The organism is Streptomyces sp. NPDC058576, assembly GCF_042718715.1.
GTDB lineage: Bacteria > Actinomycetota > Actinomycetes > Streptomycetales > Streptomycetaceae > Streptomyces.
The window spans coordinates 15,738-38,248 of record NZ_JBHXPF010000001.1 but is presented as its reverse complement, the minus strand read 5'-3'; the positions used below and the strand labels follow the sequence as shown (position 1 = coordinate 38,248).

Sequence of the window (22,511 nt, the reverse complement as noted above, 5' to 3'; positions counted from 1 at the left end):
CACCGCAGGACACCAGCACCCGCCCGCACCACCGCACCCGTCACGGCGGCGCCGGAAACCCCGACCCGGTCACCGGCGCCGCTCCCCACCCAGACACCCCAGGGACGACATGACCCAGCACCTCGCTGCCCCCTCCACCGGCACGTCCGACGACGCCCCGGGCCACCGCACCGGCTGGTGGCAGGACGCGGTGATCTACCAGGTCTATCCGCGGAGCTTCGCCGACGGCGACGGCGACGGCATGGGCGACCTCCCCGGCGTCACCGCCCGCCTGCCCCACCTCAAGGACCTGGGCGTCGACGCGGTCTGGCTCTCCCCCTTCTACGCCTCCCCGCAGGCCGACGCGGGCTACGACGTCGCCGACTACCGGGCCATCGACCCGATGTTCGGCAACCTGCTGGACGCCGACGCGCTGATCCGCGAGGCGCACGGCCTGGGCCTGCGCGTCATCGTCGACCTGGTCCCCAACCACTCATCCGACCAGCACGAGTGGTTCAAGCGCGCCCTGGCCGAAGGCCCCGGCTCCGCCCTGCGCGAGCGCTACCACTTCCTCCCGGGCAAGGGCGCCGACGGCCAACTCCCGCCCAACGACTGGGAGTCCATCTTCGGCGGCCCCGCCTGGACCCGTACGGTCGACCCGGACGGCACCCCCGGCGACTGGTACCTCCACCTCTTCGCCCCCGAGCAGCCCGACTTCAACTGGGAGCACCCGGCGGTCGCCGACGAGTTCCGCTCCATCCTGCGCTTCTGGCTCGACATGGGCGTCGACGGCTTCCGCGTCGACGTCGCCCACGGCCTCGTCAAGGCCGAGGGCCTGCCCGACCTCGGCGCCCACGACCAGCTCAAGCTGCTCGGCAACGACGTCATGCCCTTCTTCGACCAGGACGGCGTGCACGCGATCTACCGCAGCTGGCGCACCATCCTCGACGAGTACCCGGGCGAGAGGATCGCGGTGGCCGAGGCGTGGACCCCGACCGTCGAGCGCACCGCCAACTACGTGCGCCCCGACGAGATGCACCAGGCGTTCAACTTCCAGTACCTCTCCACCGCCTGGGACGCCGCCGAACTGCGCAAAGTCATCGACTCCTCGCTCGACGCCATGCGCCCGGTCGGCGCCCCCACCACCTGGGTGCTCTCCAACCACGACGTCACCCGGCACACCACCCGGTTCGCCAACCCGGCGGGCCTCGGCACCCAGATCCGTACCCCCGGCGACCGCGAGCTGGGCCTGCGCCGCGCCCGCGCCGCCACCCTCCTGATGCTCGCCCTGCCCGGCTCCGCTTACGTCTACCAGGGCGAGGAGCTCGGCCTGCCCGACGTCACCGACCTGCCCGACGAGGCCCGCCAGGACCCGTCGTTCTTCCGCGCCGAGGGCCAGGACGGCTTCCGCGACGGCTGCCGCGTCCCGATCCCGTGGACCCGCGAGGGCACGTCGTACGGCTTCGGCGACGGCGGCAGCTGGCTCCCGCAGCCCGCCGGCTGGGGCGAGCTGTCCGTCGAGGCGCAGACCGGCGTGGAGGGCTCCACCCTGGAGCTGTACCGGGCCGCCATCGCCGCCCGCCGGGACCACCCGGGCCTCGGCGCGGGCACGGACGTCGAGTGGCTGGACGGTCCCGAAGGCGTCCTCGTCTTCGCCCGCCCCGGCTTCGTCTGCACCGTCAACACCACCGGCGCCCCGGTGCGCATCGCCGCCCGCGGCCGGGCGCTGCTCGCCAGCTCCCCGGTCACCGTGGACGGCGCCGAGGCCGAGCTGCCCGCCGACACCACGGTGTGGTGGACGGTGTGACACTGCCCGCACCCAGGACCACGGCAGCGCCCCGCCTCTCCGACATCGCCGGACAGGCGGCGGTCAGCGAGGCGACGGTCAGCCGGGTCCTGAACGGGAAGCAGGGCGTCGCGGACTCCACGCGTCAGCGGGTGCTCGCGGCGCTCGACATCCTGGGCTACGAACGCCCCGTACGGCTGCGGCAGCGCAGCGCCGGACTGATCGGCCTGGTGACGCCCGAACTCACCAACCCGATCTTCCCGGCGTTCGCGCAGTCCGTCGAACAGGTGCTGGCCGGGCACGGCTACACGCCCGTGCTCTGCACCCAACTCCCGGGCGGGGCGACCGAGGACGAACTCGTCGAGCAGCTCGTGGAGCGCGGCGTCGGCGGCATCGTCTTCCTGTCCGGGCTGCACGCGGACACCTCCGCCGACCCCGGCCGGTACGCCGCGCTCACCGAGCGCGGGGTGCCGTTCGTCCTGATCAACGGCTACAACGAGCGCATCAGCGCCCCGTTCGTCTCGCCCGATGACAACGCTGCCGTGACGATGGCCCTCCAGCACCTCGCCGACCTCGGCCACCGACGGATCGGCCTGGCCATCGGCCCGCAGCGCTACGTCCCCTCGCGCCGCAAGCGCGAGGGGTTCGTGGAGGCGGCGGTGTCCCTGCTCGGCATGGACCGCTCCGAGGCCGAACTGCTCGTCTGCTCCACCCTGTTCAGCGTGGAGGGCGGCCAGGTCGCGGCGGGCGCCCTGCTGGACGCGGGCTGCACGGGCATCGTCTGCGGCAGCGACCTGATGGCGCTGGGCGTGGTGCGTGCCGCCCGGGGGAGGGGCCTGGAGGTCCCGCGCGACGTCTCGGTCGTCGGCTTCGACGACTCGCAGCTCATCGCGTTCACCGACCCGCCGCTGACCACGGTGCGCCAGCCCGTCCACGCGATGGCGGCGGCAGCGGTGGGCGCGCTCCTGGAGGAGATCGGCGGGAGTCCGGTGCAGCGCACCGAGTACGTCTTCCAGCCGGAGCTGGTGGTGCGGGGCTCGACGGCGGCGGTCCGCAACGGCTGACCGCCAGGGCGTGAGCGGACACGTACAGGAGAGGCACCAGGAGTCGGCCCAGGAAGGGCCGGCGGGGAGTTGTGGCGACTCCGGGTGCTTCTCTCTGTCGTGACCGGCCCGGCCGGCCGGGCGCGTGGGGTCCGACGCCGTGAGGCGGTACCGGAACCCTCGGCCGACCGGACCGGAGTCGGATGAAACGTAACAGGCCCGCAATATCTTGCGAAAGACCTTGCAGGAAGAAAACCGCTTCGTTTCGTGGATGTGAGCGGGGGGTGTCCAAAGGGTTGACCGGTGACGGGAGGGCTCGTACGGTCTGCTCCGCGGCAAGGTTTGCATTCTTGCAGCAAGAACCTTCAGGAGCCTTGAGGGCACGGCGCGTTGCCGGACGAGGCTGCACCGTCACCCGCTTTTCCCCCACCCGCAGGAGGAAAGACATGGCACGCAGGCCCCTGTCTGCCGCGCTCGCCCTCGTGGCCGGCGCCGCCGCCCTCGTCGTCCCCACCGGATTCGGCGCCGCGTCCCCCGCGCAGGCCGCCGCTCCGGGCGACAAGGACGTCACCGCCGTGATGTTCGAGTGGAAGTTCGCCTCCATAGCCAAGGCCTGCACGGACACCCTCGGTCCGGCGGGCTACGGCTATGTCCAGGTCTCGCCGCCCCAGGAGCACATCCAGGGCGGCCAGTGGTGGACCTCCTACCAGCCCGTCAGCTATAAGATCGCCGGCCGGCTCGGTGACCGGGCCGCCTTCTCCGCCATGGTCAACACCTGCCACTCGGCGGGCGTGAAGGTCGTCGCGGACTCCGTCATCAACCACATGTCGGCGGGCAGCGGCACCGGCACCGGCGGCTCCGCGTACAGCAAGTACGACTACCCGGGCCTCTACTCCGGCAACGACCTCGACGACTGCCGGGCCCAGATCACCAACTACAACGACCGCGGCAACGTCCAGAACTGCGAACTGGTCGGCCTCGCCGACCTGGACACCGGCGAGGACTACGTACGCGGCAGGATCGCCGGGTACCTCAACGACCTGCTCTCGCTCGGCGTCGACGGCTTCCGGATCGACGCGGCCAAGCACATGCCCGCCGCCGACCTGGCCAACATCAAGTCCCGGCTGACAAACCCGAACGTCTACTGGAAGCACGAGGCGATCTTCGGGGCGGGCGAGGCCGTCTCGCCCTCCGAATACCTCGGCTCCGGCGACGTCCAGGAGTTCCGGTACGGGCGGAGCCTCAAGCAGGTCTTCCTCAACGAGAACCTCGCCCACCTGAAGAACTTCGGCGCGGGCTGGGGCTTCATGGAGTCCGGCAAGTCCGGCGTCTTCGTCGACAACCACGACACCGAGCGCAACGGCGAGACCCTCAACTACAAGTCCGGCTCCGCCTACACGCTCGCCGGCGTCTTCATGCTGGCCTACCCCTACGGCTCCCCGGACGTCCACTCCGGCTACGAGTTCAGCGACCACGACGCCGGACCGCCGAACGGCGGCCAGGTCAACGCCTGCTACAGCGACGGCTGGAAGTGCCAGCACGCCTGGCGCGAGATCTCCTCCATGGTCGGCTTCCGCAACGCCGCACGCGGTCAGGCCGTCACCGACTGGTGGGACAACGGCGGCGACCAGATCGCCTTCGGACGGGGGACCAAGGCGTACGTCGCCATCAACCACGAGGGCTCCGCGCTGAACCGGACCTTCCAGACCTCGCTGCCGGCCGGCGACTACTGCGACGTCCAGTCCGGCAAGGGCGTCACCGTCAACGGCTCCGGCCAGTTCACCGCCACCGTCCCGGCCGGCACCGCCGTCGCCCTGCACGCAGGCGCCCGTACGTGTTCCGGGGGCGGCGGCACGAACCCCGACCCGGGCCCCGGCAACGGCTCATCCGGCGCGTCCTTCGGCGTCAACGCCACCACCCAGCCCGGTCAGAACATCCACGTCACCGGCGACCAGGCCACCCTCGGCAACTGGAACCCGGCGAGCGCGCCCAAGCTCGACCCGGCCGCGTACCCCGTGTGGAAGCTGGACGTGGCCCTGCCCGCCGGGACCGCGTTCGCCTACAAGTACGTCCGCAAGGACGCGGCCGGCAACGTCACCTGGGAGAGCGGCGCCAACCGCACCGCCACCGTCCCGGCCTCCGGGAAGGTCACGCTCACCGCCGACGTCTGGCGCGGCTGACCCGTACCCCCTCCAGCGGGCCGGTGGCAGCGCCACCGGCCCGCAGCCCACCCTCCTGACACCAGCCGAGGAGCACCCTCCGTGTCCCGAACCACCCTCAGGCGAGGGGCGGTGGCCGCCCTGTGCGCGGTGCTGCTGCCCGTCGTCCCGGCGGCCACCGCCGCCGCGTCACCCCGGCCGCCGGCCCCGCCCTCGGACGCCGAGCTGGCCCGTGAGCCGGCCCGGCACGACCTCACGCGTGAGCAGTTCTACTTCGTGCTGCCCGACCGCTTCGCCAACGGCGACACCTCCAACGACCGGGGCGGGCTGACCGGTTCACGCCTCGACCACGGCCACGACCCCACCGACAAGGGGTTCTACCAGGGCGGCGACCTCAAGGGCCTGACGTCGAAGCTCGACTACATCAAGGGCCTCGGCACCACCGCCATCTGGATGGCCCCGATCTTCAAGAACCGGCCGGTCCAGGGCGCCGGCAAGGACGCCTCGGCCGGCTACCACGGCTACTGGATCACCGACTTCACCCAGGTCGACCCGCACTTCGGCACCAACGCCGACCTGGAGAAGCTGATCGACAAGGCCCACGCCAAGGGCATGAAGGTCTTCTTCGACGTCATCACCAACCACACCGCCGACACCGTCGACTACGCGGAGAAGGCCTACGGCTACAAGCCCAAGGGAGCCTTCCCCTACCTCGACGAGGACGGCCGCCCCTTCGACGACCGCCAGGGGGTCAAGAAGGTCGACGAGGACTCCTTCCCGTACACCCCGGTGAAGACCCCGAACACCGGCAAGAAGGTCCCCTCCTGGCTCAACGACCCGACCATGTACCACAATCGGGGCGACTCGACGTGGGCCGGCGAGTCCAACGAGTACGGTGACTTCGCGGGCCTCGACGACCTGTGGACCGAGCGTCCCGAGGTCGTGAAGGGTATGGAGAAGATCTACCAGAAGTGGGTCCGCGACTTCGACATCGACGGCTTCCGCATCGACACCGTCAAACACGTCGACCTGGACTTCTGGACCCAGTGGGCCACCGCGCTCGACGACTACGCGGCGAAGCGCGGCCGGGACGACTTCTTCATGTTCGGCGAGGTCTACTCCGCCGACACCGAGGTCACCTCGCCGTACGTCACCCGGGGCCGCCTGGACTCCACGCTGGACTTCCCGTTCCAGGACGCCGCCCGGCAGTTCGCCTCCCAGGGCGCGCCCGCCGACAAGCTCGCCTCGGTGTACGGGAACGACTACCGCTACACCACCGAAAAGGCCAACGCCTACGAGCAGGTCACCTTCCTCGGCAACCACGACATGGGCCGCATCGGGACCTTCCTCAAGCAGGACAACCCGAAGGCCGACGACGCGGAGCTGCTGAAGCGGGCCCGGCTGGCCAACGAGCTGATGTTCCTGGGCCGGGGCAACCCGGTGATCTACTACGGCGACGAGCAGGGCTTCACCGGCGCGGGCGGCGACAAGGACTCCCGCCAGACCCTCTTCGCCTCGAAGACCGCCGACTACCTCGACGACGACCAGCTCGGCACCGACCGCACGCACGCCTCGGACGCGTACGACACGAAGCACCCGGTCTACCGCTCCATCGCCGCGCTCTCGAAGCTCACCGAGGCGCACCCGGCGCTGCGCGACGGCACGCAGACCGAGCGGCTCGCGGAGGGCTCGGTGTACGCCACCTCGCGCATCGACGCCGAGCGTCGTGACGAGTACCTCGTCGCCTCCAACAACGGCACGAGCCCGAAGAAGGTCCAGCTCGCCACCGAGTCGGCCGACATGAACTTCCGCACGCTGTACGGCCGTTCCGGTGCTGTCCGCAGCGGCAAGGACAAGAAGGTCACCGTCACCGTGCCCGCCCTCTCCAGCGTCGTGCTGAAGGCGGACCGGACCGTGGGCGCTCCCGCCGCCAAGCCCGCGATCTCGCTGAAGGCCCCGGCCGCCGGCGCGACCGGCACCGTCGAGATCACCGCCGACGTGGACGGCGGCCGGCTCAACCGGGTCGTCTTCGCCGCGCAGGCCGGTAACGGGAAGTGGCGGACGCTCGGCACCGCCGACCACGCCCCGTACAAGGTCACCCAGTATCTCGACGAGACGGTGAAGGCGGGGACGCCGCTGCGCTACAAGGCCGTCGTCGTCGACCGGTCCGGCCGCACCTCCCGTGCGCTCGCCTCGACCACCGCCGGCCAGACCCCGCCGCCCGGGAAGCCCGTCGCCGTCGAGCGCGACCGGGCCGTCGTCCACTACCAGCGCCCCGACGGCGAGTACGAGGGCTGGCAGCTGAAGTCCGGTGAGAAGACCGCCGAGTTCATCGGGCGGGACGCCTACGGTGCGTTCGCCTGGATCGACCTGGAGAAGGGCGCGACCTCGGTCCCGTACACCGTCGAGAAGAACGGCACGGCGGACGGACCGGAGCGGACCATCGACCTCGGCGCGACCGGTCAGGTCTGGATCGAGCAGGGCAAGGACGAGCAGACGGCCGTAGCCCCCGAGACCCCGCCGCAGGACACCACGAAGGCCGTCCTCAACTACCACCGCGCGGACGGCGACTACGAGGGCTGGGGCCTGCACACCTGGGCGGGGGCCAAGGAGCCCACCGACTGGTCCAAGCCGCTGATGCCGGTGAAGAAGGACGCCTACGGGGTCACCTTCGAGGTGCCGCTCGTGGAGGGGGCCACCAGCCTGAGCTACATCCTGCACAAGGGCGACGAGAAGGACCTCCCCAGCGACCAGTCCCTCGACCTCGCCACCTACGGCCACGAGGTCTGGATGCTCGGCGGCAAGCCCGGCTACCTCCTCCCGCAGACCGGCGGCGGGGCTGCCCCCGACCTGTCCAAGGCCGAGGCGCAGTGGATCGACGCGAACACCGTCGTCTGGAAGGTGAAGACCACCGACGCAACCAGCCAGCAGCTCGTGTACGCCGAGAAGGGCGGCATCTCCGTCGTCGACGGGGCGCTCTCCGACGAGGGCCGGTGGCTGCGGCTCGCCCCGGGCGCGCTGAGCGACGCCCAGAAGGCGAAGTTCCCGCACCTGAAGGACTATCCGGCCTTCACCGTCGACGCCCGCGACCGCGACCGCGTCCGGGAATCCCTGCGCGGCCAGCTCGTCGCCACCCAGCGCGCCGCCAACGGGGCCCTGCTCGCCGCCACCGGCGTACAGACGGCGGGCATCCTGGACGACCTGTACGGGAAGAAGGCGGCCTCCGCGTCGCTCGGCCCGGTGTTCCGCGGCGGCACGCCCACGCTCTCCGTCTGGGCCCCCACCGCCCGGACCGTGTCGCTCGAACTCGACGGCCGTACCGTCCCGATGAGGCGCGACGACCGCACCGGCGTCTGGTCCGTCACCGGCAAGAAGAGCTGGCAGGGCAAGCCCTACCGGTACGCCGTGACCGTCTGGGCCCCCACCGTCCAGAAGCTGGTCACCAACAAGGTCACCGACCCCTACTCCACCGCCCTGACCGCCGACTCCGCCCGCAGCCTCGTCGTCGACCTCACCGACCCGGCCCTCGCGCCGCGCGGCTGGTCCGGCCTGAAGAAGCCCGCCGCCATCCCGCTGCGGGACGCCCAGATCCAGGAGCTGCACGTCCGGGACTTCTCCGTCACGGACCGCACGGCGAAGCACCCGGGTGAGTACCGGGCCTTCACCGACACCCGCTCGAAGGGCATGAAGCACCTCAAGAAGCTCGCCGACTCCGGCACGAGCCATGTCCACCTGCTGCCCGTCTTCGACATCGGGACCATCCCGGAGAAGAAGAAGGACCAGGCGACACCCGACTGCGACCTGTCCGCCCACGCCCCCGACTCCGAGAAGCAGCAGGAGTGCGTGAGCAAGGCGGCGGCCAAGGACGGATTCAACTGGGGCTACGACCCGCTGCACTACACCGTCCCCGAGGGCTCCTACGCCTCCGACCCGGACGGCACCCGGCGCACGGTCGAGTTCCGGCAGATGGTGCAGGGGCTCAACGGGTCCGGTCTGCGCACGGTCATGGACGTCGTCTACAACCACACCGTCGCCTCCGGGCAGGACGACAAGTCGGTCCTCGACCGCATCGTGCCCGGCTACTACCAGCGGCTCCTGGAGGACGGCAGCGTCGCCACCTCCACCTGCTGCGCCAACACTGCGCCCGAGAACACCATGATGGGCAAGCTCGTCGTCGACTCCGTCGTCACCTGGGCGAAGGAGTACAAGGTCGACGGCTTCCGCTTCGACCTGATGGGCCACCACCCCAAGGACAACATCCTCGCGGTCCGCAAGGCGCTGGACTCCCTCACGCTCGCCGAGGACGGCGTCGACGGGAAGAAGATCATCCTGTACGGGGAGGGCTGGAACTTCGGCGAGATCGCCGACGACGCCCGTTTCGTCCAGGCCACCCAGAAGAACATGGCCGGCACCGGCATCGCGACCTTCTCCGACCGGGCCCGCGACGCCGTGCGCGGCGGCGGCCCCTTCGACGAGGACCCCGGCGTCCAGGGCTTCGCCTCCGGCCTCTACACCGACCCCAACTCCTCGCCGGCCAACGGCACCCGTGCCGAGCAGAAGGCCCGGTTGCTGCACTACCAGGACCTGATCAAGGTCGGCCTCACCGGCAACCTCGCGGACTACACCTTCACCGACTCCTCCGGGCGCACGGTCAAGGGCGCGGACGTCGACTACAACGGGGCGCCCGCCGGATACGCGGCCGCACCCGGCGACGCGCTGGCCTACTCCGACGCCCACGACAACGAGACCCTCTTCGACGCCCTCGCCTTCAAGCTCCCGGCCGACGCCACGGCCGCCGAGCGGGCCAGGGCCCAGGTGGTGGCGATGGCCGCCTCCGTCCTCTCCCAGGGGCCCTCGCTCTCCCAGGCGGGCACCGACCTGCTGCGCTCCAAGTCCCTGGACCGCAACTCCTACGACAGCGGCGACTGGTTCAACGCCCTGCACTGGGACTGCCGCGACGGCAACGGCTTCGGCCGGGGACTCCCGCCCGCCGCCGACAACCAGGACAAGTGGTCGTACGCGAAGCCGCTGCTGGCCGCCACCGGCGCCATCGCCCCGAAGTGCGACCGGATCGACGGGGCTTCGGCCGCCTATCGCGACCTGCTCACCATCCGCTCCACCGAGAAGGAGTTCTCCCTGCGCACCGCGGGGCAGGTGCAGTCGGCCCTGTCCTTCCCGCTCTCCGGTGAGGACGAGACGCCCGGCGTGATCACCATGCGCCTCGGCAAGCTCGTCGTCGTCATCAACGCCGCCCCGGACACCGCCGAACAGCGGCTCGCCGCACCGGCCGGCAGGACGTACGCCCTGCACCCGGTCCAGGCCAAGGGTGCGGATCTTACGGTCAAACGAGCCAGGTACGACGGGAAATCGGCCACTTTCACCGTCCCGGGACGCACGACGGCCGTCTTCACTCTGCGCTGACCTCCAGCGGCACTACGGTGACGGCAGACGTCGGCAACGGAGCCGCGACAGCCGTCCCGGTCCACCGAACCGGTCCCGCTCTCCCCGACGGGGGAGGCGGGGCCGGCCCGGGCGGGCGGTTCGCCGGCGCACCCTGCCCCAGCGTGCGGACGGTGATGATGACCAAGGTGGGATACCTTCCCGAGGAGACGACCAGCTTCGTCGGGAGGCGGGCCGAACTGGCCCGGCTGCACACCGCGTTGACCACCCGGCGGATGACCACCCTGATCGGCCCCGGCGGCGTCGGCAAGACCCGGCTCGCGCTCCGGGCCGCCCGCGCCGCCGCCGACCATTACGCGGACGGCGCCTGGTGGGCCGACCTCTCCCCGCTCTACGACGACGGGCTGCTGCTCCCCACCGTCTCGGACGCGGTCGGGCTCGCCGACCACACCCTGCGGATGCCCGTCGAGGCGCTCTGCGAATGGCTCGGCGACAAGCACCTCCTGCTGGTCCTCGACTCCGCCGAACACCTCCGCGCCCCCTGCTCCCATCTGCTGGCCGAGATCCTCACCACCTCGACACGCCTGACCGTCCTGGTCACCAGCAGGCAGCCGCTCGGCACCCGCGGCGAGCACATCGTCGAGGTGCCGCCGCTCCCGGTCGACGGCGCGCCCGACGCCCTCCAGCTCTTCGCCGACCGGCTGCGCGCCGCCGACCCCCGGGCCGGCCTCGACGCCCCCGGCGACGAGGCGGCCGCCGCCGAGATCTGCCGCCGCCTCGAAGGCATCCCGCTCGCCATCGAACTGGCCGCCGCGGGCATCGGCCGGCACAGCGTGGCCCAGCTCGCCACCAGGATCGGCACCCGCTTCGACGCCCCGGGCCTCACCGTCGGAACGCCCGGCGCGTACGGGTCCTCCGGCGCGGCCGGGCTCCCGGGCGTCCTCGGGGCGTCCGCGGCCCCCGGCACCTCCCGCCTGGACCTCCTCGCCGACGCGACGGCGTGGCCCCGCCGCCACCGCACCCTGCGCACCGCCATCGGCTGGTCCCACGAGCTGTGCACCCCGCTGGAACGCCTCCTGTGGGCCCGGCTCACCCCGCTGCGGACCGACTTCGACGCGGAGGTCGCCCGCGAGGTCTGCACCGGGGGCCCGCTCACCGCCGACGAGGTCGACCGGGCGCTCCAGGGCCTGGTCGCCCAGTCCGTCGTCCAGCGCGACGGCGACCGCTACCGGATGCTCGACACCCTGCGCGAGTACGGCCGGATGTGGCTCACCGAGCTGGGCGAGGCCCGCGCCGCCGCCGACCGGCACGCGAGCAGCTTCCTCGGCCTCGCCCGCCGCGCCCACGACGGCTGGACCGGTCCTGACCAGGTGTCCTGGTACCACAAGGTGTCCGATGCCCACCTCGACCTGTGCGCCGCCCTGGAGCACCTGCTCGCCCACGATGTCGGCGGGGCCCAGGAGATGGCGGGCCGGGTCGGCTTCTTCTGGGCCTGCTGCGGCCACCTCTCCGAAGCCCGGAACTACGCCCAGCGGGCCCTGGACGCGGGCCACGTCGACGGACCCCACCGGACCAGGCTGCACTGGGTCCTCGGCGTCGCGGCCCTGCTCCAGAGCGACTTCGCCACCGCCGAGAAGTACGGGGCGCTCTGCACGGCCACCGCCCTCTACGACCAGGACGACGAGGGCATGCTCGGCGCGGTCTACCTCTCCGGCCTCACCCAGCTGATGACCGGGGAGCCCGCGGCCGCCCTGGAGGCGGCCGGGCGCGTCCTGCGGATGACCGAGAGCGTGCCCGCGGACTCCGCCCACCGGCTGCGCTGCCGCCTCATCGTCGTCTTCGCGCTCACCGCGCTCGGCCGCCTCACCGAGTCCGAGGCGGCGGCCACCGAGCTGCGCCGGGCCTGCGAACGCGGCGGCGAATACTGGACCCGCTCCTACGCCGACTACCAGCTCGCCCTGATCGCCCTGCTCCAGGGCCGCCCGGCGGCCTCCGCCACGCACGCCCGGTCGATGCTCGCGGGCAAGCACCGGCTCCGCGACAGCTTCGGCATCGCGCTGGGCCTGGACATCCTGGCCGCGGCCATCGCCGCCCAGGGCGCGGGCGCCCAGGCCGCCCGGGTCTACGGCACCGGGCACGCGTACTGGCGCATGGTCGGCCACCCCCAGCGCGGCACCCCCGAGCTGGGGCCGGTCCGCGACACCTGCGAACTCCAGGCGCGGGCGGCCGTCGGCGACGAGGCCTATCAGCGCGCCTTCGAGCGTGGCCAGTCGGACAACGCGGAAGTCGGCCTCGCCGCCGCACTGCGTACCGAACTCCAGCTCTGACCCGGGCGGGAGGGGCCGCCGTGGGGTGTGCGCATGCGCCGGTGGCATCCCCGGACTACCCGCACCCGGGTCATGTGGGTAAGGTTAGGCATACCTAAGTAACCGCTTGGGTTCCGCTGACCCTCCCTGGAGACCTCGGATGCGTCTTTCCCGCCCCCGCGCCACGCAGCCGACCCGCGCCGAGCGCGTCCGGTCGATCCTGACCGTCGCCCACTCCATGACCGTGGTCAGCGACGGCCTGCACACCGAAGTCCGCCGCCTCGACGGCACGGGCGCGATGGGCCACATCCACCTCCACGCCCCGAACGACGGCGACCACGCCCCCAGCGCCGAACGCGTCCCGGCCCGCCTGGAGTTCACGGACATCGCCCCCACCCCCGTACGCGACCGGCTGCGCGCCCGCGTCACGGTCACCGGGCTGCTGGCCGCCCCGTACAGCACCGACACCGAGCAGAGCACCTGCATGGAGTTCGGGCAGGCCGTCCTGGAGGACGCCGAGGGGCGCACCTTCATCACGCTGGAGGAGCTGGAGGAGGCGGAGACCGACCCGATCGCCGCGTGCGAGGCGGGCATGCTCACCCACCTGGTGGACGACCACGCCGAACTCGTGCCCCTGCTCCTGCGCCTCGTCCACCCCCGCCCGGAGCGCGGCATGACCCGGGCCGTGCCGCTGGCGATGGACCGCTTCGGGGTGACTCTGCGGCTCGAATACCCGAGCGCCCACGAGGATGTACGGCTGCCGTTCCCCCGCGCGGTCACCGAGATCGACCAGGCGGGCCCGCAGATCCACGCCCTGCTGGCCGCCGCCCGCCGGGTCTCCCACCGCAACGGGCTGCCCGCCTGAGTCCTACTGCTCCGGCAGGCGCTGCGCGGGCACGCCCGGCGCATCCGGGGCGAACGCGGAGAGCCGGGCCAGCAGCTCCCCGAACGGGCCGTCCGCCGGCTCCTGGGACAGCACCCGCAGCACGATGCCCGCCATCTCCTGGTCGTACGCGGCGCTGACGGCGGCGAGCGCCGCGAAGTCGTGCACCAGCTGCTTCTCCAGCTCGGCGCGCGGGATGCGCCGCCCGTCCAGCCAGATCAGCGCCGTCGACTCGGCGAGCGAGACCCAGGAGCGGACCACCAGCTCCAGCCGGGCGGGCGGTTCACTCACCCCGAGGTGCGTGATGATCTGCTCGTACGCGGCCTGCCGCACCCCGTCGATCATGGCGTTCGCCGTCGAGGAACCGACGGCGGGCCCGCCGCGCATCAGCGCCGAGAAGCCGGGGCCGTGCTCGTCGACGAAGTCGAAGAACCGCCCCATCACCCGCAGCAGCCGCGCCCCCAGAGGCCCCTCCAGGGGCTCCAGGAAGCGGGCCGCCAGCTCGTCGGCGGCCCGCCGCAGCGCCGCCTCGTACAGGCTCTGCTTGCCGGGGAAGTAGTGGTACACCAGTGGACGGGAGATCCCCGCGGCGGCGGCGATCTCGTCGATCGACACGTCCTCGGGCGAGCGGCGGCTGAACAAGTCCAGCGCGACGCCGATCAGTTGCTGTCTGCGCTCGTCGACGCCCATCCTGCGCCGCACCCCGGTCGTCATGCCAACAGCCTATCCGGGGGCGGACGCACAGGACCTAGAGGTCCAGGACGAGACGTTCGCCCCGGCACCGCGAGACGCAGATCAGCATCGAGTCGCCCCGCTCGTCGTCGGTGAGCAGTTCGTCCCGGTGGTCGATCTCGCCCGCCAGGACCCGCTGCTGGCAGGTCCCGCAGAACCCCTGCTCGCAGGAGTACGCCACATGGGGCAGCTCGGCGCGGACGGCGGCCAGCACCGACTGCCCGGCCGCGACCGGCACGGTACGCCCGCTGCGCCGCAACTCCAGCTCGAACGGCCCGGAACCGGAACCCGCCGCGTCCCCCGAAGCGGCCGAGAACCGCTCCAGGTGCAGGGGGTGTCCGGCCGGGAGCGCGGCGGCGACGGCGTCCATCAGCGGCTCGGGGCCGCAGCAGTAGACCGCCGACCCCGGGGCGAGACCGCCCAGCGCCGCCGCGATGTCCGGGTGACCCGCCTCGTCCTGGGCGACGACCGTGACCCGGTCCCCGTCCGCGCCGAGCTTCTCGATCTCCTCCAGGAACGGCATCGACGCCCGCGACCGGCCCCCGTAGACCAGCCGCCAGTCGGCCCCCGACGCGGCCAGCGACCGCAGCATCGGCAGGACGGGGGTGATCCCGATGCCGCCGACGACGAAGACGTAACCCGGTGCCTCGGTCAGCGGGAAGCGGTTGCGCGGCCCGCGCACCTCGACCTCCAGGCCCTCCTGGAGCTGCTCGTGCACCTCCCGCGAACCGCCCCGGCCGTCCTCCACCAGCCGGGTCGCCACCGTGTAGGCCCCGGTGTCCTCCGGGTCGCCGCACAGCGAGTACTGCCGCACCAGGCCGGACGGCAGCACCAGGTCCAGATGGGCCCCGGGCTCCCAGCCCGGCAGGCCGGCGCCCTCCAGCCGGAGTTGCACGACCCCGTCGGCGACCACGGTCCGCCCGGTGATCAGCAGCTTGCGGACCGCCGTCGCGCGCCGCTTCGAGTGGCCCGATACCGGCTCGGGCAGGGCGGGCAGCGGCCACAGCGGGGACCGGGCGATCCGGCGTTTCAGGGCGCGCCGGGTGAGCAGGGCGGCGCCGGAGACCAGCACGACGGTACGGAGACGGGGCAGGGCCATGGGTCAGGCACCCTTCGCTGTCTCGGCCTCGGCGGCGAGGGCGGCGGGGGAGCGGGTCAGATAGTCGACGGCCTGGGCCGTACTGCCCTCCTGCGAAGGGTGGTAGGACCGGCTGAGATAGCTCGGGACGGACCGCAGGATCGATCCCGTGCTCGGCAGCGTGCCCTGCTTCCCGCTCGCGTGGAACGCCTTGAAGGAGGCCTTGCCGTCCAGCAGCGTGGGGTCGTTCTCCATGAAGAAGCGGGTGCCGCGCTGCCACAGGAACACCAGCGCGGAGAACGCCGCCGCCCAGGTGCGCACGCGCCGCCGGTAGCCGCCGTCCACATGCAGGAAGACGTCGAAGGCCACCGACCGGTGCTCCACCTCCTCCGCCCCGTGCCAGCGCAGCAGGTCGAGCATGGTCGGGTCCGCGCCCCGCCGGTCCAGCGCCTCGGCGTTGAGGATCCAGTCGCCGAGGAACGCGGTGTAGTGCTCGATGGCGGCGATCGTCGCCACCCGCTCCATCAGCCACCACTTCGACGCGCGCCCCGGCGGCAGGGTCCGGTCCCCGAGCAGCTTCTCGAAGAACCAGTCGACCTGCGCGGTGTACGGGGTCGGGTCGAGCCCCAACTCCCGCAGATGCGGCAGCACATCGTCGTGCGCCTGCGAGTGCACGGCCTCCTGCCCGATGAACCCGATGACGTCCTCGCGGAGTTGGTCGTCGTGGATGTACGGGAGGACCTGCCGGTACACGTGGATGAACCAGCGCTCTCCGGCCGGGAGCAGCAGATGGAGCACGTTGATGGTGTGCGTGGTGAACGGGTCGCCCGGCACCCAGTGCAGGGGGGTCTTGTCCCAGGCGAAGGACACCTTGCGGGCCTTGAGGGGCGTCCGCTCCGACGCGACCGCCGCTGGCTGCGTGTTAGACATGGTGTCAATGTACTGACGGGTATGCGGGCGGGCCAGAGGCGTGCGGAGATTTTCCGTGCGGCTCCGCGATGCCCCGCGCGATGATTGTCTGTATGACGAAACCTGTGCAGGCCCGCTCGTTCGACGCGATCGCCGCCGCTTACGACGCGCACCGTCCCTCGTACCCGCCCGCCCTGTTCGACGCCGTCGAGGAGCTGGCCGGAGTCCCGCTCGCGGGTGCCCGCGTCGCGGACGTCGGCGCGGGCACCGGGCTCGGCACCGCCCGGCTGTACGAGCGCGGGGCCCGGATCACGGCGGTGGAGCCGGGCGACGGGATGGCCGAGCAGTTCCGCCGGAGCCTGCCGGACGTTCCCCTGGTCCGGGGCGACGGGAACAACCTGCCGCTGCGGACCGGGTCGATGGACCTGATCACGTACGCCCAGGCATGGCACTGGACCGACCCGGCCCGCTCGATCCCCGAGGCCCGCCGGGTGCTGCGGCCGGGCGGGGCGCTCGCCCTGTGGTGGAACGACGGCGACCCGGCCGTGGAATGGCTGGTGGAGCAGGAGAACCGGATGCGGGTCTTCTTCGGGGTGGAGATCCCCGCCGTCCCGTCCCACCGGGCCCGCTTCCGGGCCGCGCTGCCCGACGGGCTCGACTTCCGCACCCGGCAGGTGGCGTGGAGCCGCCGCGTACCGATCGACGCCCATATCGCCAACCTGGCCACCCACTCCGACTTCCTGATCGGCGACCCGGCCGAGGTCCGCGCCTACTTCGACCGCGAACGGGCCGTGCTGAGCGCCCTGTTCCCGGACGGAGAGGTCGAGGAGGCCTATCTCGTGAGTCTTGCCGTAGCCCACCCGTGAGCCCGAATCCGGGTGCAGGATGGGCCGATGGTGACAGAACCGGAATGGCGAGACGCACGGCGCGGCGGGGCAACTGCGGTGCTCCTGGCGGGATTTCTGCTCCTGGCCGGGTGCAGTACGGAACCGGCCGACGACGGCAGGGGGCAGCAGCCGCCCACGCCGAAGCCGGCCGCGACGGGCACGCTGGAGCAGCTGGCGAAGAAGGCCGGCTGCGACCCGAACGTGCAGACCGACGCGGCCGAGCTCCGACAGGCGAACTGCAGGACGGATGAGGGTCGTTACGTACTGACCACCTTCGCCACCGACCGCGGGCAGCGGGAATGGATCAACGAGGCCAAGGACTACGGCGGCTCGTACCTCGTCGGACGGCAGTGGGTGGCCGTCGGCGAACCGGACGTGGTCGCGGCGCTGCGCGGCCGGCTCGGGGGGACGGTGGAGACCGCCTCGCCTCACCACTCGGGGGACAGTGGCGGAGGGGGGAGCGAGGACGGGCACTCCGGTCACCACAAGAGCTGACCGCGCAGGTTCACGGGGGCCGCACGCGCCGCGTCAGCGGCAGCGGCGGCCGTCGTTGATGCACCGCACCATCTTGTTCATCAGCCGTTCGTCGAAGACGTTGATGAAGTCACCGTGATCGGTGATCGGCTTGTGCAACTGCTCGGGGAACGAGTCCACGGCGAAGCCGGGCCCCGGCGGAACGTCGTAGACGATGCGCTGCACCAGTTGGGGCACCGCCCGGAACCCGTTCGGGCACCGCCCGTCGTCCTGGGCGAACGCCACATGGGTGCGGTGGTTGGCGCTGTCGGCGTTCTGCCCGTCCCAGCAGTTCTGGAAGGCGAACGTGCGCACCACCTGACTGCCCTCGGGGCAGATCGGGTACTTGTCCGTCAACTGGCGGTCCTCGAATCCGGTGCAGCTCCACGAGGCGTTGGCATTGGCGTCACCGTTGGTGAACGCCTTCGCGTCCCCCGTGATGATCCGCAGGAAGCGTGGCATCGCGGTGACCCTGCTGACGGGCGAGCCGACGAACTTCAGCGTCACCTGGGAGGGGGTCTGGATCTCGCCGATGTTCTGGTCCCGGCCGCCGCCGTCGGCGTCCACGTCGTCCTCGTCCTGCCCGTTCTGCAGGCGCAGGACCGGCCAGTAGTAGGTCGACCGGTCGCCCTGGTTGCGGCAGGTGGTCGCGCCGTTCGCCAGATCGTCGTCGCTCGCGAAGGCGTCGTTGGCCTGGTTGCCGATGTAATCGTGCATATGGTGCGCGCCGTTGCTCACGCCGGGCGCGACGATGACGTTGTCCGGGTTGAACTTCCCGTTCTCATTACGGCCGCAGTCGGTGGTGAAGGTGCCCCGGGACGCGCCGCGGCGCTGGCGGGGCCGGTCGACGCCTGGCTGGACGGACTGGATATCGACGAAATCGGCGGGCTCGGGCCCGTTGCCGCCCTGGCCCTGCCCGGGATCCTCTCCCTGGCCCGGGTCCTGCCCGGGATCCTGGCCCTGGCCCTCGTTCTGGCCCTGCCCTTCGTTCTGGCCCTGGTCCTGGCCCTGGCCGTCGTCCTGACCGCCGTCACCGCCGCCGCCGTTACCGCTATCGCCTTCGCCGTTGCCGTTTCCGGGGCTGCTGTCGTCGGCGCGCAGGCTGCACCCGGCGAGGCTCTCCAGCCCCGCCGGCCGCTCGCCCACGCGCCCGATCGCGATGCCGATCCGGTCGAGGCTGGCCGTCCGCTTGCTGCGCAACGGGCCGAGCACGGCGTTCTCCGCCAGCCCGGGATCCTGGGCTATCTGCTCCTTCCGGTCCGCGAACTGCTGGTAGGCGTCGGTGATCTGGGAATCCATCGCCGCGAGTTCGCGGTCGACCTCCCCGCGTGCCTGATCCGGCACCTCGGGCAGCCCGTTGACGGCTTCGGGACAGTCGATGGTGGACAGCCGGCTGCCGGCGTTCTGCGTCCGGGTGGGCGGAGAACCGGACGGTCCTTCTCCCGCGGAGGCGTAGACATTGACCGCGACCAGCCCACCTCCCCCCAGGATCAGGGCTGCGGAGGCGGCGATGGCCCGGTTGGCCAGCGTGGAACGTTTCTTGCGCGATGTGCGTCGCATGGGACTCCTCTGCTTCGAGGGAGAAGCGTGACGTCCCATACGGGCGGGGTGCCCGGCCCGTTCAGCTCCCCGGTCGATTCGTGGGAAGCTCCAGCCGGAAGGCGGCGCGAAGGCCCGCCTCTCAGGCGAAGGCGGCCAAGGGGGCGTCCACCGGTGCTCCGGTGAGCCGGTTGGCCAGGGTCGACAGCGTGTACGCGCCGATGCCCAGGACCACTTCGAGGGCGTTTTGCTCGGTGTAGCCGTACGCCAGGAAGTCCCGCAGGACCGCGTCCTCCACCGCGCCCGCCGAGGCAAGCACCTCCAGGGTGAACCGCCGTAGGGCCTCCAGTCGTTCGTCCGGCAGCGGGGGTTCCGTGCGGTCGCGCAGGGCGGCGATCAGCGCCGGGTCGGCCCCCAGGGCGGTCAGCTTCGCGGTGTGCATCGCGACGCAGACATGGCAGTCGTTGCGGGTGGCCACCGTCATGATCAGGACCTCGCGGGAGAGCGGGTCCAGCGTGCAGGCCTCGAAGACCGCACTGATCTTCAGGAAGCCGTCCACCGCGTGGGGCGAGGCGGCGAGCCGGGCGACTGCGGCGGGCAGGTGGCCCAGCCGCTCCGTCACCGCCTCCATGGCGCGCCGGGATGCGGGCGGAGCGGTCTCAGGGGTGAGATCGGCAAAGGGCATGGCAAACCTCTCACAGCGATAGGATCGACAACATGGTTGACGAAAAAAAGGTAAACCAGGTTGTCGAGTCCCGCAACGGCTTTGAGCTGCCGCTGCTCCTCTTCGCCGGCTTCCGCTCGATCATCGACGCCCTGCACCGGGACCTGGCCGAGCACGGGCACCCCGAGACCCGCCCCGCGTACGGCTTCGCCCTCCAGGCGGTGGGGCGCGACGGCGCGGCCATCGGCGAGATCGGGCGACGCCTCGGGGTCTCCAAGCAGGCCGCGGGGAAGACCGTGGAGAAGCTGGAGGCCCTCGGTTACGTGGAGCGCGCCCCGGACCCCGCCGACGGCCGGCGCACCCTGATCCGCCTCACCCCGCACGGCGTCGACCTGCTGGCCCGGTCCGCCGAGGGCTTCGACCGGCTGCGGGCGGAATGGGCCCGGACGCTAGGCGAGGAGCGGCTGACCGCCCTGGAGCGGGACCTGCGCACAATGGCCCCGGGCGGCGCGTTCCGGCTGGACGCGGCGGGGTGGTTCACCGGCTGAGCGAAGCCGGAGGCCCCGGCCGTACAAGACGGTCGGCGGCCCCGGCCGCGTACAGGACGGTCGGAGGCCCCGGCCGCGGACCAAGACTCAGCCGTGGTCCAGATAGGCCAGCACCGCCAGCACCCGGCGGTTGTCGTCGTCCGACGGTGGCAGGTCGAGCTTCCCGAAGATGTTCGACGTGTGCTTGGCCACCGCCCGCTCCGTGATCACCAGCTGCGCGGCGATGGCGGCGTTCGAGCGGCCCTGGGCCACCAGCTCCATCACCTCCCGCTCGCGCGGCGTGAGTCCGCCCATCGGCTTGTCCTGCGAACGGCGCGACAGCAGCTGCGAGATGACCTGGGGGTCCATCGCCGTGCCGCCTGCCGCCACCCGCCGTACCGCGTCGATGAACTGGTCCGCGTCGAAGACCCGGTCCTTCAGCAGATAGCCGATACCGCCGTTGCCGTCCGCGAGCAACTCCCGCGCGTACAGCTGCTCCACGTGCTGCGAGAGCACCAGCACCGGAAGCCCCGGCCGGGCCCGGCGGGCGGCCAGGGCACACTGGAGGCCCTCGTCCGTGTGGGACGGCGGGAGCCGGACGTCGACGACGGCGACGTCCGGCTCCAACTCCGCGAGTGCTTTGGTCAGTTCGGGCCCGGTCTCCACAGCCGCGGCGATCTCGAAGTCGTACGCCTCCAGCATGCGCACCAGGCCGTCGCGCAACAGGAAGAGATCTTCGGCTAGGACAACTCGCAAGGAATCTCCATGGTCACCATGGTGGGACCGCCCGCGGGGCTGCTGACGGCCAGTACGCCGTCGAATGTACCCAGTCGCCGTTCGATTCCGCTCAGCCCGGACCCCGATCCGATGACCGCGCCGCCCCTGCCGTCGTCCGTCACGGAGATCCGGAGCATCCCCTCCGCGTGGTGCAGGTCCACGTAGATCCGCGTCGCCTCCGCGTGCTTCACCGTGTTCGTCAGGGCCTCGCTCACCGCGAAGTACGCCGCCGACTCCACCGGGGCCTCCGCCCGCCCCGGCAGCTCCACCGTCACCTCGGAGGCGACCGGCAGCCGCAGGGCCAGCGCCTTGACCGCGTCGCCGAGGCCCCGCTCCGCGAGGACCGGCGGATGGATGCCGCGGACCAGGTCGCGCAGTTCGGTCAGCGCCTCCGCCGACGACTCCCGGGCCATCGCCAGCATCTTCTTCGCCTGCGCCGGGTCCTTCTCGATCAGCGCCTCGATCGTGCCCAGATTCATGCCCATCGCGACCAGCCGGGCCTGCGCCCCGTCGTGCAGGTCCCGCTCGATGCGGCGCAGCTCGGAGGCGGCGGTGTCCACGGCCTCGTGCCGGGTTTCGGTCAGCCGCTCGACGCGCTGGGCCAGCTCCTGGTCCTGGGTGGGCGCCAGCACCTTGCGGGCGAGCACGAAGTGCAGGCGCAGCAGCGGCCTGCTCGCCCACAGCCCAATGTGGAAGAGCACGATGCCCAGGGCCAGGGCCGCGAGGGCCGTCGCCTGGCTGTCCACCGGGACGAACCCGTACCAGTACGGATTGTCCCGGAACACCCGCCACAGGCCCGCCGCCAGGACCAGCCCCTCCACCGGGTAGATCATCAGGGCCGCCGCCAGGATCGCGACGAACGTGCCCGCCGTCATGTCGACCAGCAGCCACTGCAGGTCCCGCCAGGTCGCCGGGTCCTTCAGCATCAACGAGGTCCGCTCCACCTGACCGGTGACGCCCGGCCGCAGGTCCTTGGGGAAGGGCCGGTACGGGACCGGTATCCGCACGTCCGACCAGGTGACCGCCCACAGCCGGCGCTGGTTGGCGTGCTTGCGGACAGCCTCCAGCACCACCGGGGTGGTGAACACCCCGATGCCCAGCAGGATGAAGGAGATCGAGACCACCGCGAGCACGAACAGGGTGATGGACACCGCCAGTCCGACCACGGACAGGAACAGCCCCCGCCCCGCCGCCACCATCGACGGCCGCAGCCGCCCCGAGAACACCTTCATCGCGATCCTTCTCCCCTCACCGGAGCCGGGCCGATCCCCGGTCCGGATGCCAGTCTCGCCCGGGCCGGCCCCGCCGCGTCAGCCGGTCCGCCACCCG

General features: G+C 71.8%; 16 protein-coding genes. 9 read left to right on the top strand and 7 right to left on the bottom strand.

What is annotated here, in order from left to right:
• Positions 1-109: 109 nt before the first annotated feature.
• The 6 genes from ACFWRV_RS00160 (at position 110) to ACFWRV_RS00135 (ending at position 13,538) form a co-directional block, all read left to right on the top strand.
• On the top strand, positions 110-1,786 hold the full coding sequence (locus ACFWRV_RS00160; RefSeq protein ID WP_384326261.1) for a glycoside hydrolase family 13 protein: 1,677 nt from the start codon (positions 110-112) through the stop codon (positions 1,784-1,786).
• Entirely contained in the window at positions 1,771-2,829 is a 1,059-nt protein-coding gene (locus ACFWRV_RS00155) for a LacI family DNA-binding transcriptional regulator (RefSeq protein ID WP_384326259.1), read from the top strand. Before ACFWRV_RS00160 ends, ACFWRV_RS00155 begins: the two co-directional genes overlap by 16 nt.
• 425 nt (positions 2,830-3,254) lie before the next feature.
• Positions 3,255-4,988, top strand: coding sequence for a carbohydrate-binding module family 20 domain-containing protein (locus ACFWRV_RS00150; RefSeq protein ID WP_384326257.1), 1,734 nt, complete (start codon positions 3,255-3,257; stop codon positions 4,986-4,988).
• A gap of 81 nt (positions 4,989-5,069) precedes the next feature.
• Complete coding sequence (pulA, locus tag ACFWRV_RS00145) at positions 5,070-10,388, top strand: pullulanase-type alpha-1,6-glucosidase (RefSeq protein ID WP_384326255.1); 5,319 nt, start codon at positions 5,070-5,072, stop codon at positions 10,386-10,388.
• A 155-nt stretch (positions 10,389-10,543) separates the two neighbouring features.
• The gene (locus ACFWRV_RS00140; protein ID WP_384326671.1) at positions 10,544-12,694 is read left to right on the top strand and encodes an ATP-binding protein; all 2,151 of its coding nucleotides are present in this window, start codon (positions 10,544-10,546) and stop codon (positions 12,692-12,694) included.
• A 139-nt stretch (positions 12,695-12,833) separates the two neighbouring features.
• The gene (locus tag ACFWRV_RS00135; protein ID WP_384326253.1) at positions 12,834-13,538 is read left to right on the top strand and encodes a DUF2470 domain-containing protein; all 705 of its coding nucleotides are present in this window, start codon (positions 12,834-12,836) and stop codon (positions 13,536-13,538) included.
• Positions 13,539-13,541: 3 nt separating this feature from the next.
• On the opposite strand, the gene ACFWRV_RS00130 is transcribed toward ACFWRV_RS00135, so the two are convergent.
• From ACFWRV_RS00130 to ACFWRV_RS00120, 3 genes are read right to left on the bottom strand one after another with little or no spacing between them, the layout of a single operon-like run.
• Positions 13,542-14,270 carry a TetR/AcrR family transcriptional regulator gene (locus ACFWRV_RS00130; protein ID WP_384326252.1) on the bottom strand — a complete coding sequence of 243 codons (729 nt, stop codon included), beginning with the start codon at positions 14,268-14,270 and terminating at the stop codon, positions 13,542-13,544.
• A 34-nt stretch (positions 14,271-14,304) separates the two neighbouring features.
• Positions 14,305-15,387 carry a PDR/VanB family oxidoreductase gene (locus ACFWRV_RS00125; RefSeq protein ID WP_384326250.1) on the bottom strand — a complete coding sequence of 361 codons (1,083 nt, stop codon included), beginning with the start codon at positions 15,385-15,387 and terminating at the stop codon, positions 14,305-14,307.
• A gap of 3 nt (positions 15,388-15,390) precedes the next feature.
• The gene (locus ACFWRV_RS00120) at positions 15,391-16,296 is read right to left on the bottom strand and encodes a metal-dependent hydrolase (protein WP_384326248.1); all 906 of its coding nucleotides are present in this window, start codon (positions 16,294-16,296) and stop codon (positions 15,391-15,393) included.
• A 92-nt stretch (positions 16,297-16,388) separates the two neighbouring features.
• Between ACFWRV_RS00120 and ACFWRV_RS00115 the strand changes: the two genes are divergently transcribed.
• Together ACFWRV_RS00115 and ACFWRV_RS00110 are read left to right on the top strand one after the other, a co-directional pair.
• Positions 16,389-17,141 (top strand): class I SAM-dependent methyltransferase, encoded by a 753-nt coding sequence (locus ACFWRV_RS00115; RefSeq protein WP_384326246.1) that lies wholly within the window; start codon positions 16,389-16,391, stop codon positions 17,139-17,141.
• Between the two features lie 27 nt (positions 17,142-17,168).
• A complete protein-coding gene (locus ACFWRV_RS00110; RefSeq protein ID WP_384326244.1) occupies positions 17,169-17,657 on the top strand; it encodes a hypothetical protein in 489 nt (162 codons plus the stop codon).
• Positions 17,658-17,690: 33 nt separating this feature from the next.
• On the opposite strand, the gene ACFWRV_RS00105 is transcribed toward ACFWRV_RS00110, so the two are convergent.
• Positions 17,691-19,235 (bottom strand): DUF1996 domain-containing protein, encoded by a 1,545-nt coding sequence (locus ACFWRV_RS00105; protein ID WP_384326243.1) that lies wholly within the window; start codon positions 19,233-19,235, stop codon positions 17,691-17,693.
• A 121-nt stretch (positions 19,236-19,356) separates the two neighbouring features.
• Positions 19,357-19,899 carry a carboxymuconolactone decarboxylase family protein gene (locus ACFWRV_RS00100; RefSeq protein ID WP_384326241.1) on the bottom strand — a complete coding sequence of 181 codons (543 nt, stop codon included), beginning with the start codon at positions 19,897-19,899 and terminating at the stop codon, positions 19,357-19,359.
• A gap of 32 nt (positions 19,900-19,931) precedes the next feature.
• Here ACFWRV_RS00100 and ACFWRV_RS00095 point away from each other — a divergent pair, with 32 nt between their 5' ends.
• Entirely contained in the window at positions 19,932-20,426 is a 495-nt protein-coding gene (locus ACFWRV_RS00095; protein ID WP_384326239.1) for a MarR family winged helix-turn-helix transcriptional regulator, read from the top strand.
• A gap of 87 nt (positions 20,427-20,513) precedes the next feature.
• Here ACFWRV_RS00095 and ACFWRV_RS00090 read toward each other — a convergent pair whose 3' ends face one another.
• Together ACFWRV_RS00090 and ACFWRV_RS00085 are read right to left on the bottom strand one after the other, a co-directional pair.
• Positions 20,514-21,161, bottom strand: a complete 648-nt coding sequence (locus tag ACFWRV_RS00090; RefSeq protein WP_030806149.1) for a response regulator transcription factor — start codon at positions 21,159-21,161, stop codon at positions 20,514-20,516.
• Positions 21,146-22,414, bottom strand: coding sequence for a sensor histidine kinase (locus tag ACFWRV_RS00085; protein WP_384326236.1), 1,269 nt, complete (start codon positions 22,412-22,414; stop codon positions 21,146-21,148). Before ACFWRV_RS00085 ends, ACFWRV_RS00090 begins: the two co-directional genes overlap by 16 nt.
• Positions 22,415-22,511: the final 97 nt, after the last annotated feature.

Coding starts and splice junctions, on each gene's coding strand:
- ACFWRV_RS00110 (WP_384326244.1), top strand. CDS start 17,169: ATGGTGACAGAACCGGAATGGCGAGACGCACGGCGCGGCGGGGCAACT.
- ACFWRV_RS00125 (WP_384326250.1), bottom strand. CDS start 15,387: ATGGCCCTGCCCCGTCTCCGTACCGTCGTGCTGGTCTCCGGCGCCGCC.
- ACFWRV_RS00140 (WP_384326671.1), top strand. CDS start 10,544: ATGATGACCAAGGTGGGATACCTTCCCGAGGAGACGACCAGCTTCGTC.
- ACFWRV_RS00135 (WP_384326253.1), top strand. CDS start 12,834: ATGCGTCTTTCCCGCCCCCGCGCCACGCAGCCGACCCGCGCCGAGCGC.
- ACFWRV_RS00105 (WP_384326243.1), bottom strand. CDS start 19,235: ATGCGACGCACATCGCGCAAGAAACGTTCCACGCTGGCCAACCGGGCC.
- ACFWRV_RS00150 (WP_384326257.1), top strand. CDS start 3,255: ATGGCACGCAGGCCCCTGTCTGCCGCGCTCGCCCTCGTGGCCGGCGCC.
- ACFWRV_RS00160 (WP_384326261.1), top strand. CDS start 110: ATGACCCAGCACCTCGCTGCCCCCTCCACCGGCACGTCCGACGACGCC.
- ACFWRV_RS00100 (WP_384326241.1), bottom strand. CDS start 19,899: ATGCCCTTTGCCGATCTCACCCCTGAGACCGCTCCGCCCGCATCCCGG.
- ACFWRV_RS00085 (WP_384326236.1), bottom strand. CDS start 22,414: ATGAAGGTGTTCTCGGGGCGGCTGCGGCCGTCGATGGTGGCGGCGGGG.
- ACFWRV_RS00130 (WP_384326252.1), bottom strand. CDS start 14,270: ATGACGACCGGGGTGCGGCGCAGGATGGGCGTCGACGAGCGCAGACAG.
- ACFWRV_RS00120 (WP_384326248.1), bottom strand. CDS start 16,296: ATGTCTAACACGCAGCCAGCGGCGGTCGCGTCGGAGCGGACGCCCCTC.
- ACFWRV_RS00115 (WP_384326246.1), top strand. CDS start 16,389: ATGACGAAACCTGTGCAGGCCCGCTCGTTCGACGCGATCGCCGCCGCT.
- ACFWRV_RS00095 (WP_384326239.1), top strand. CDS start 19,932: ATGGTTGACGAAAAAAAGGTAAACCAGGTTGTCGAGTCCCGCAACGGC.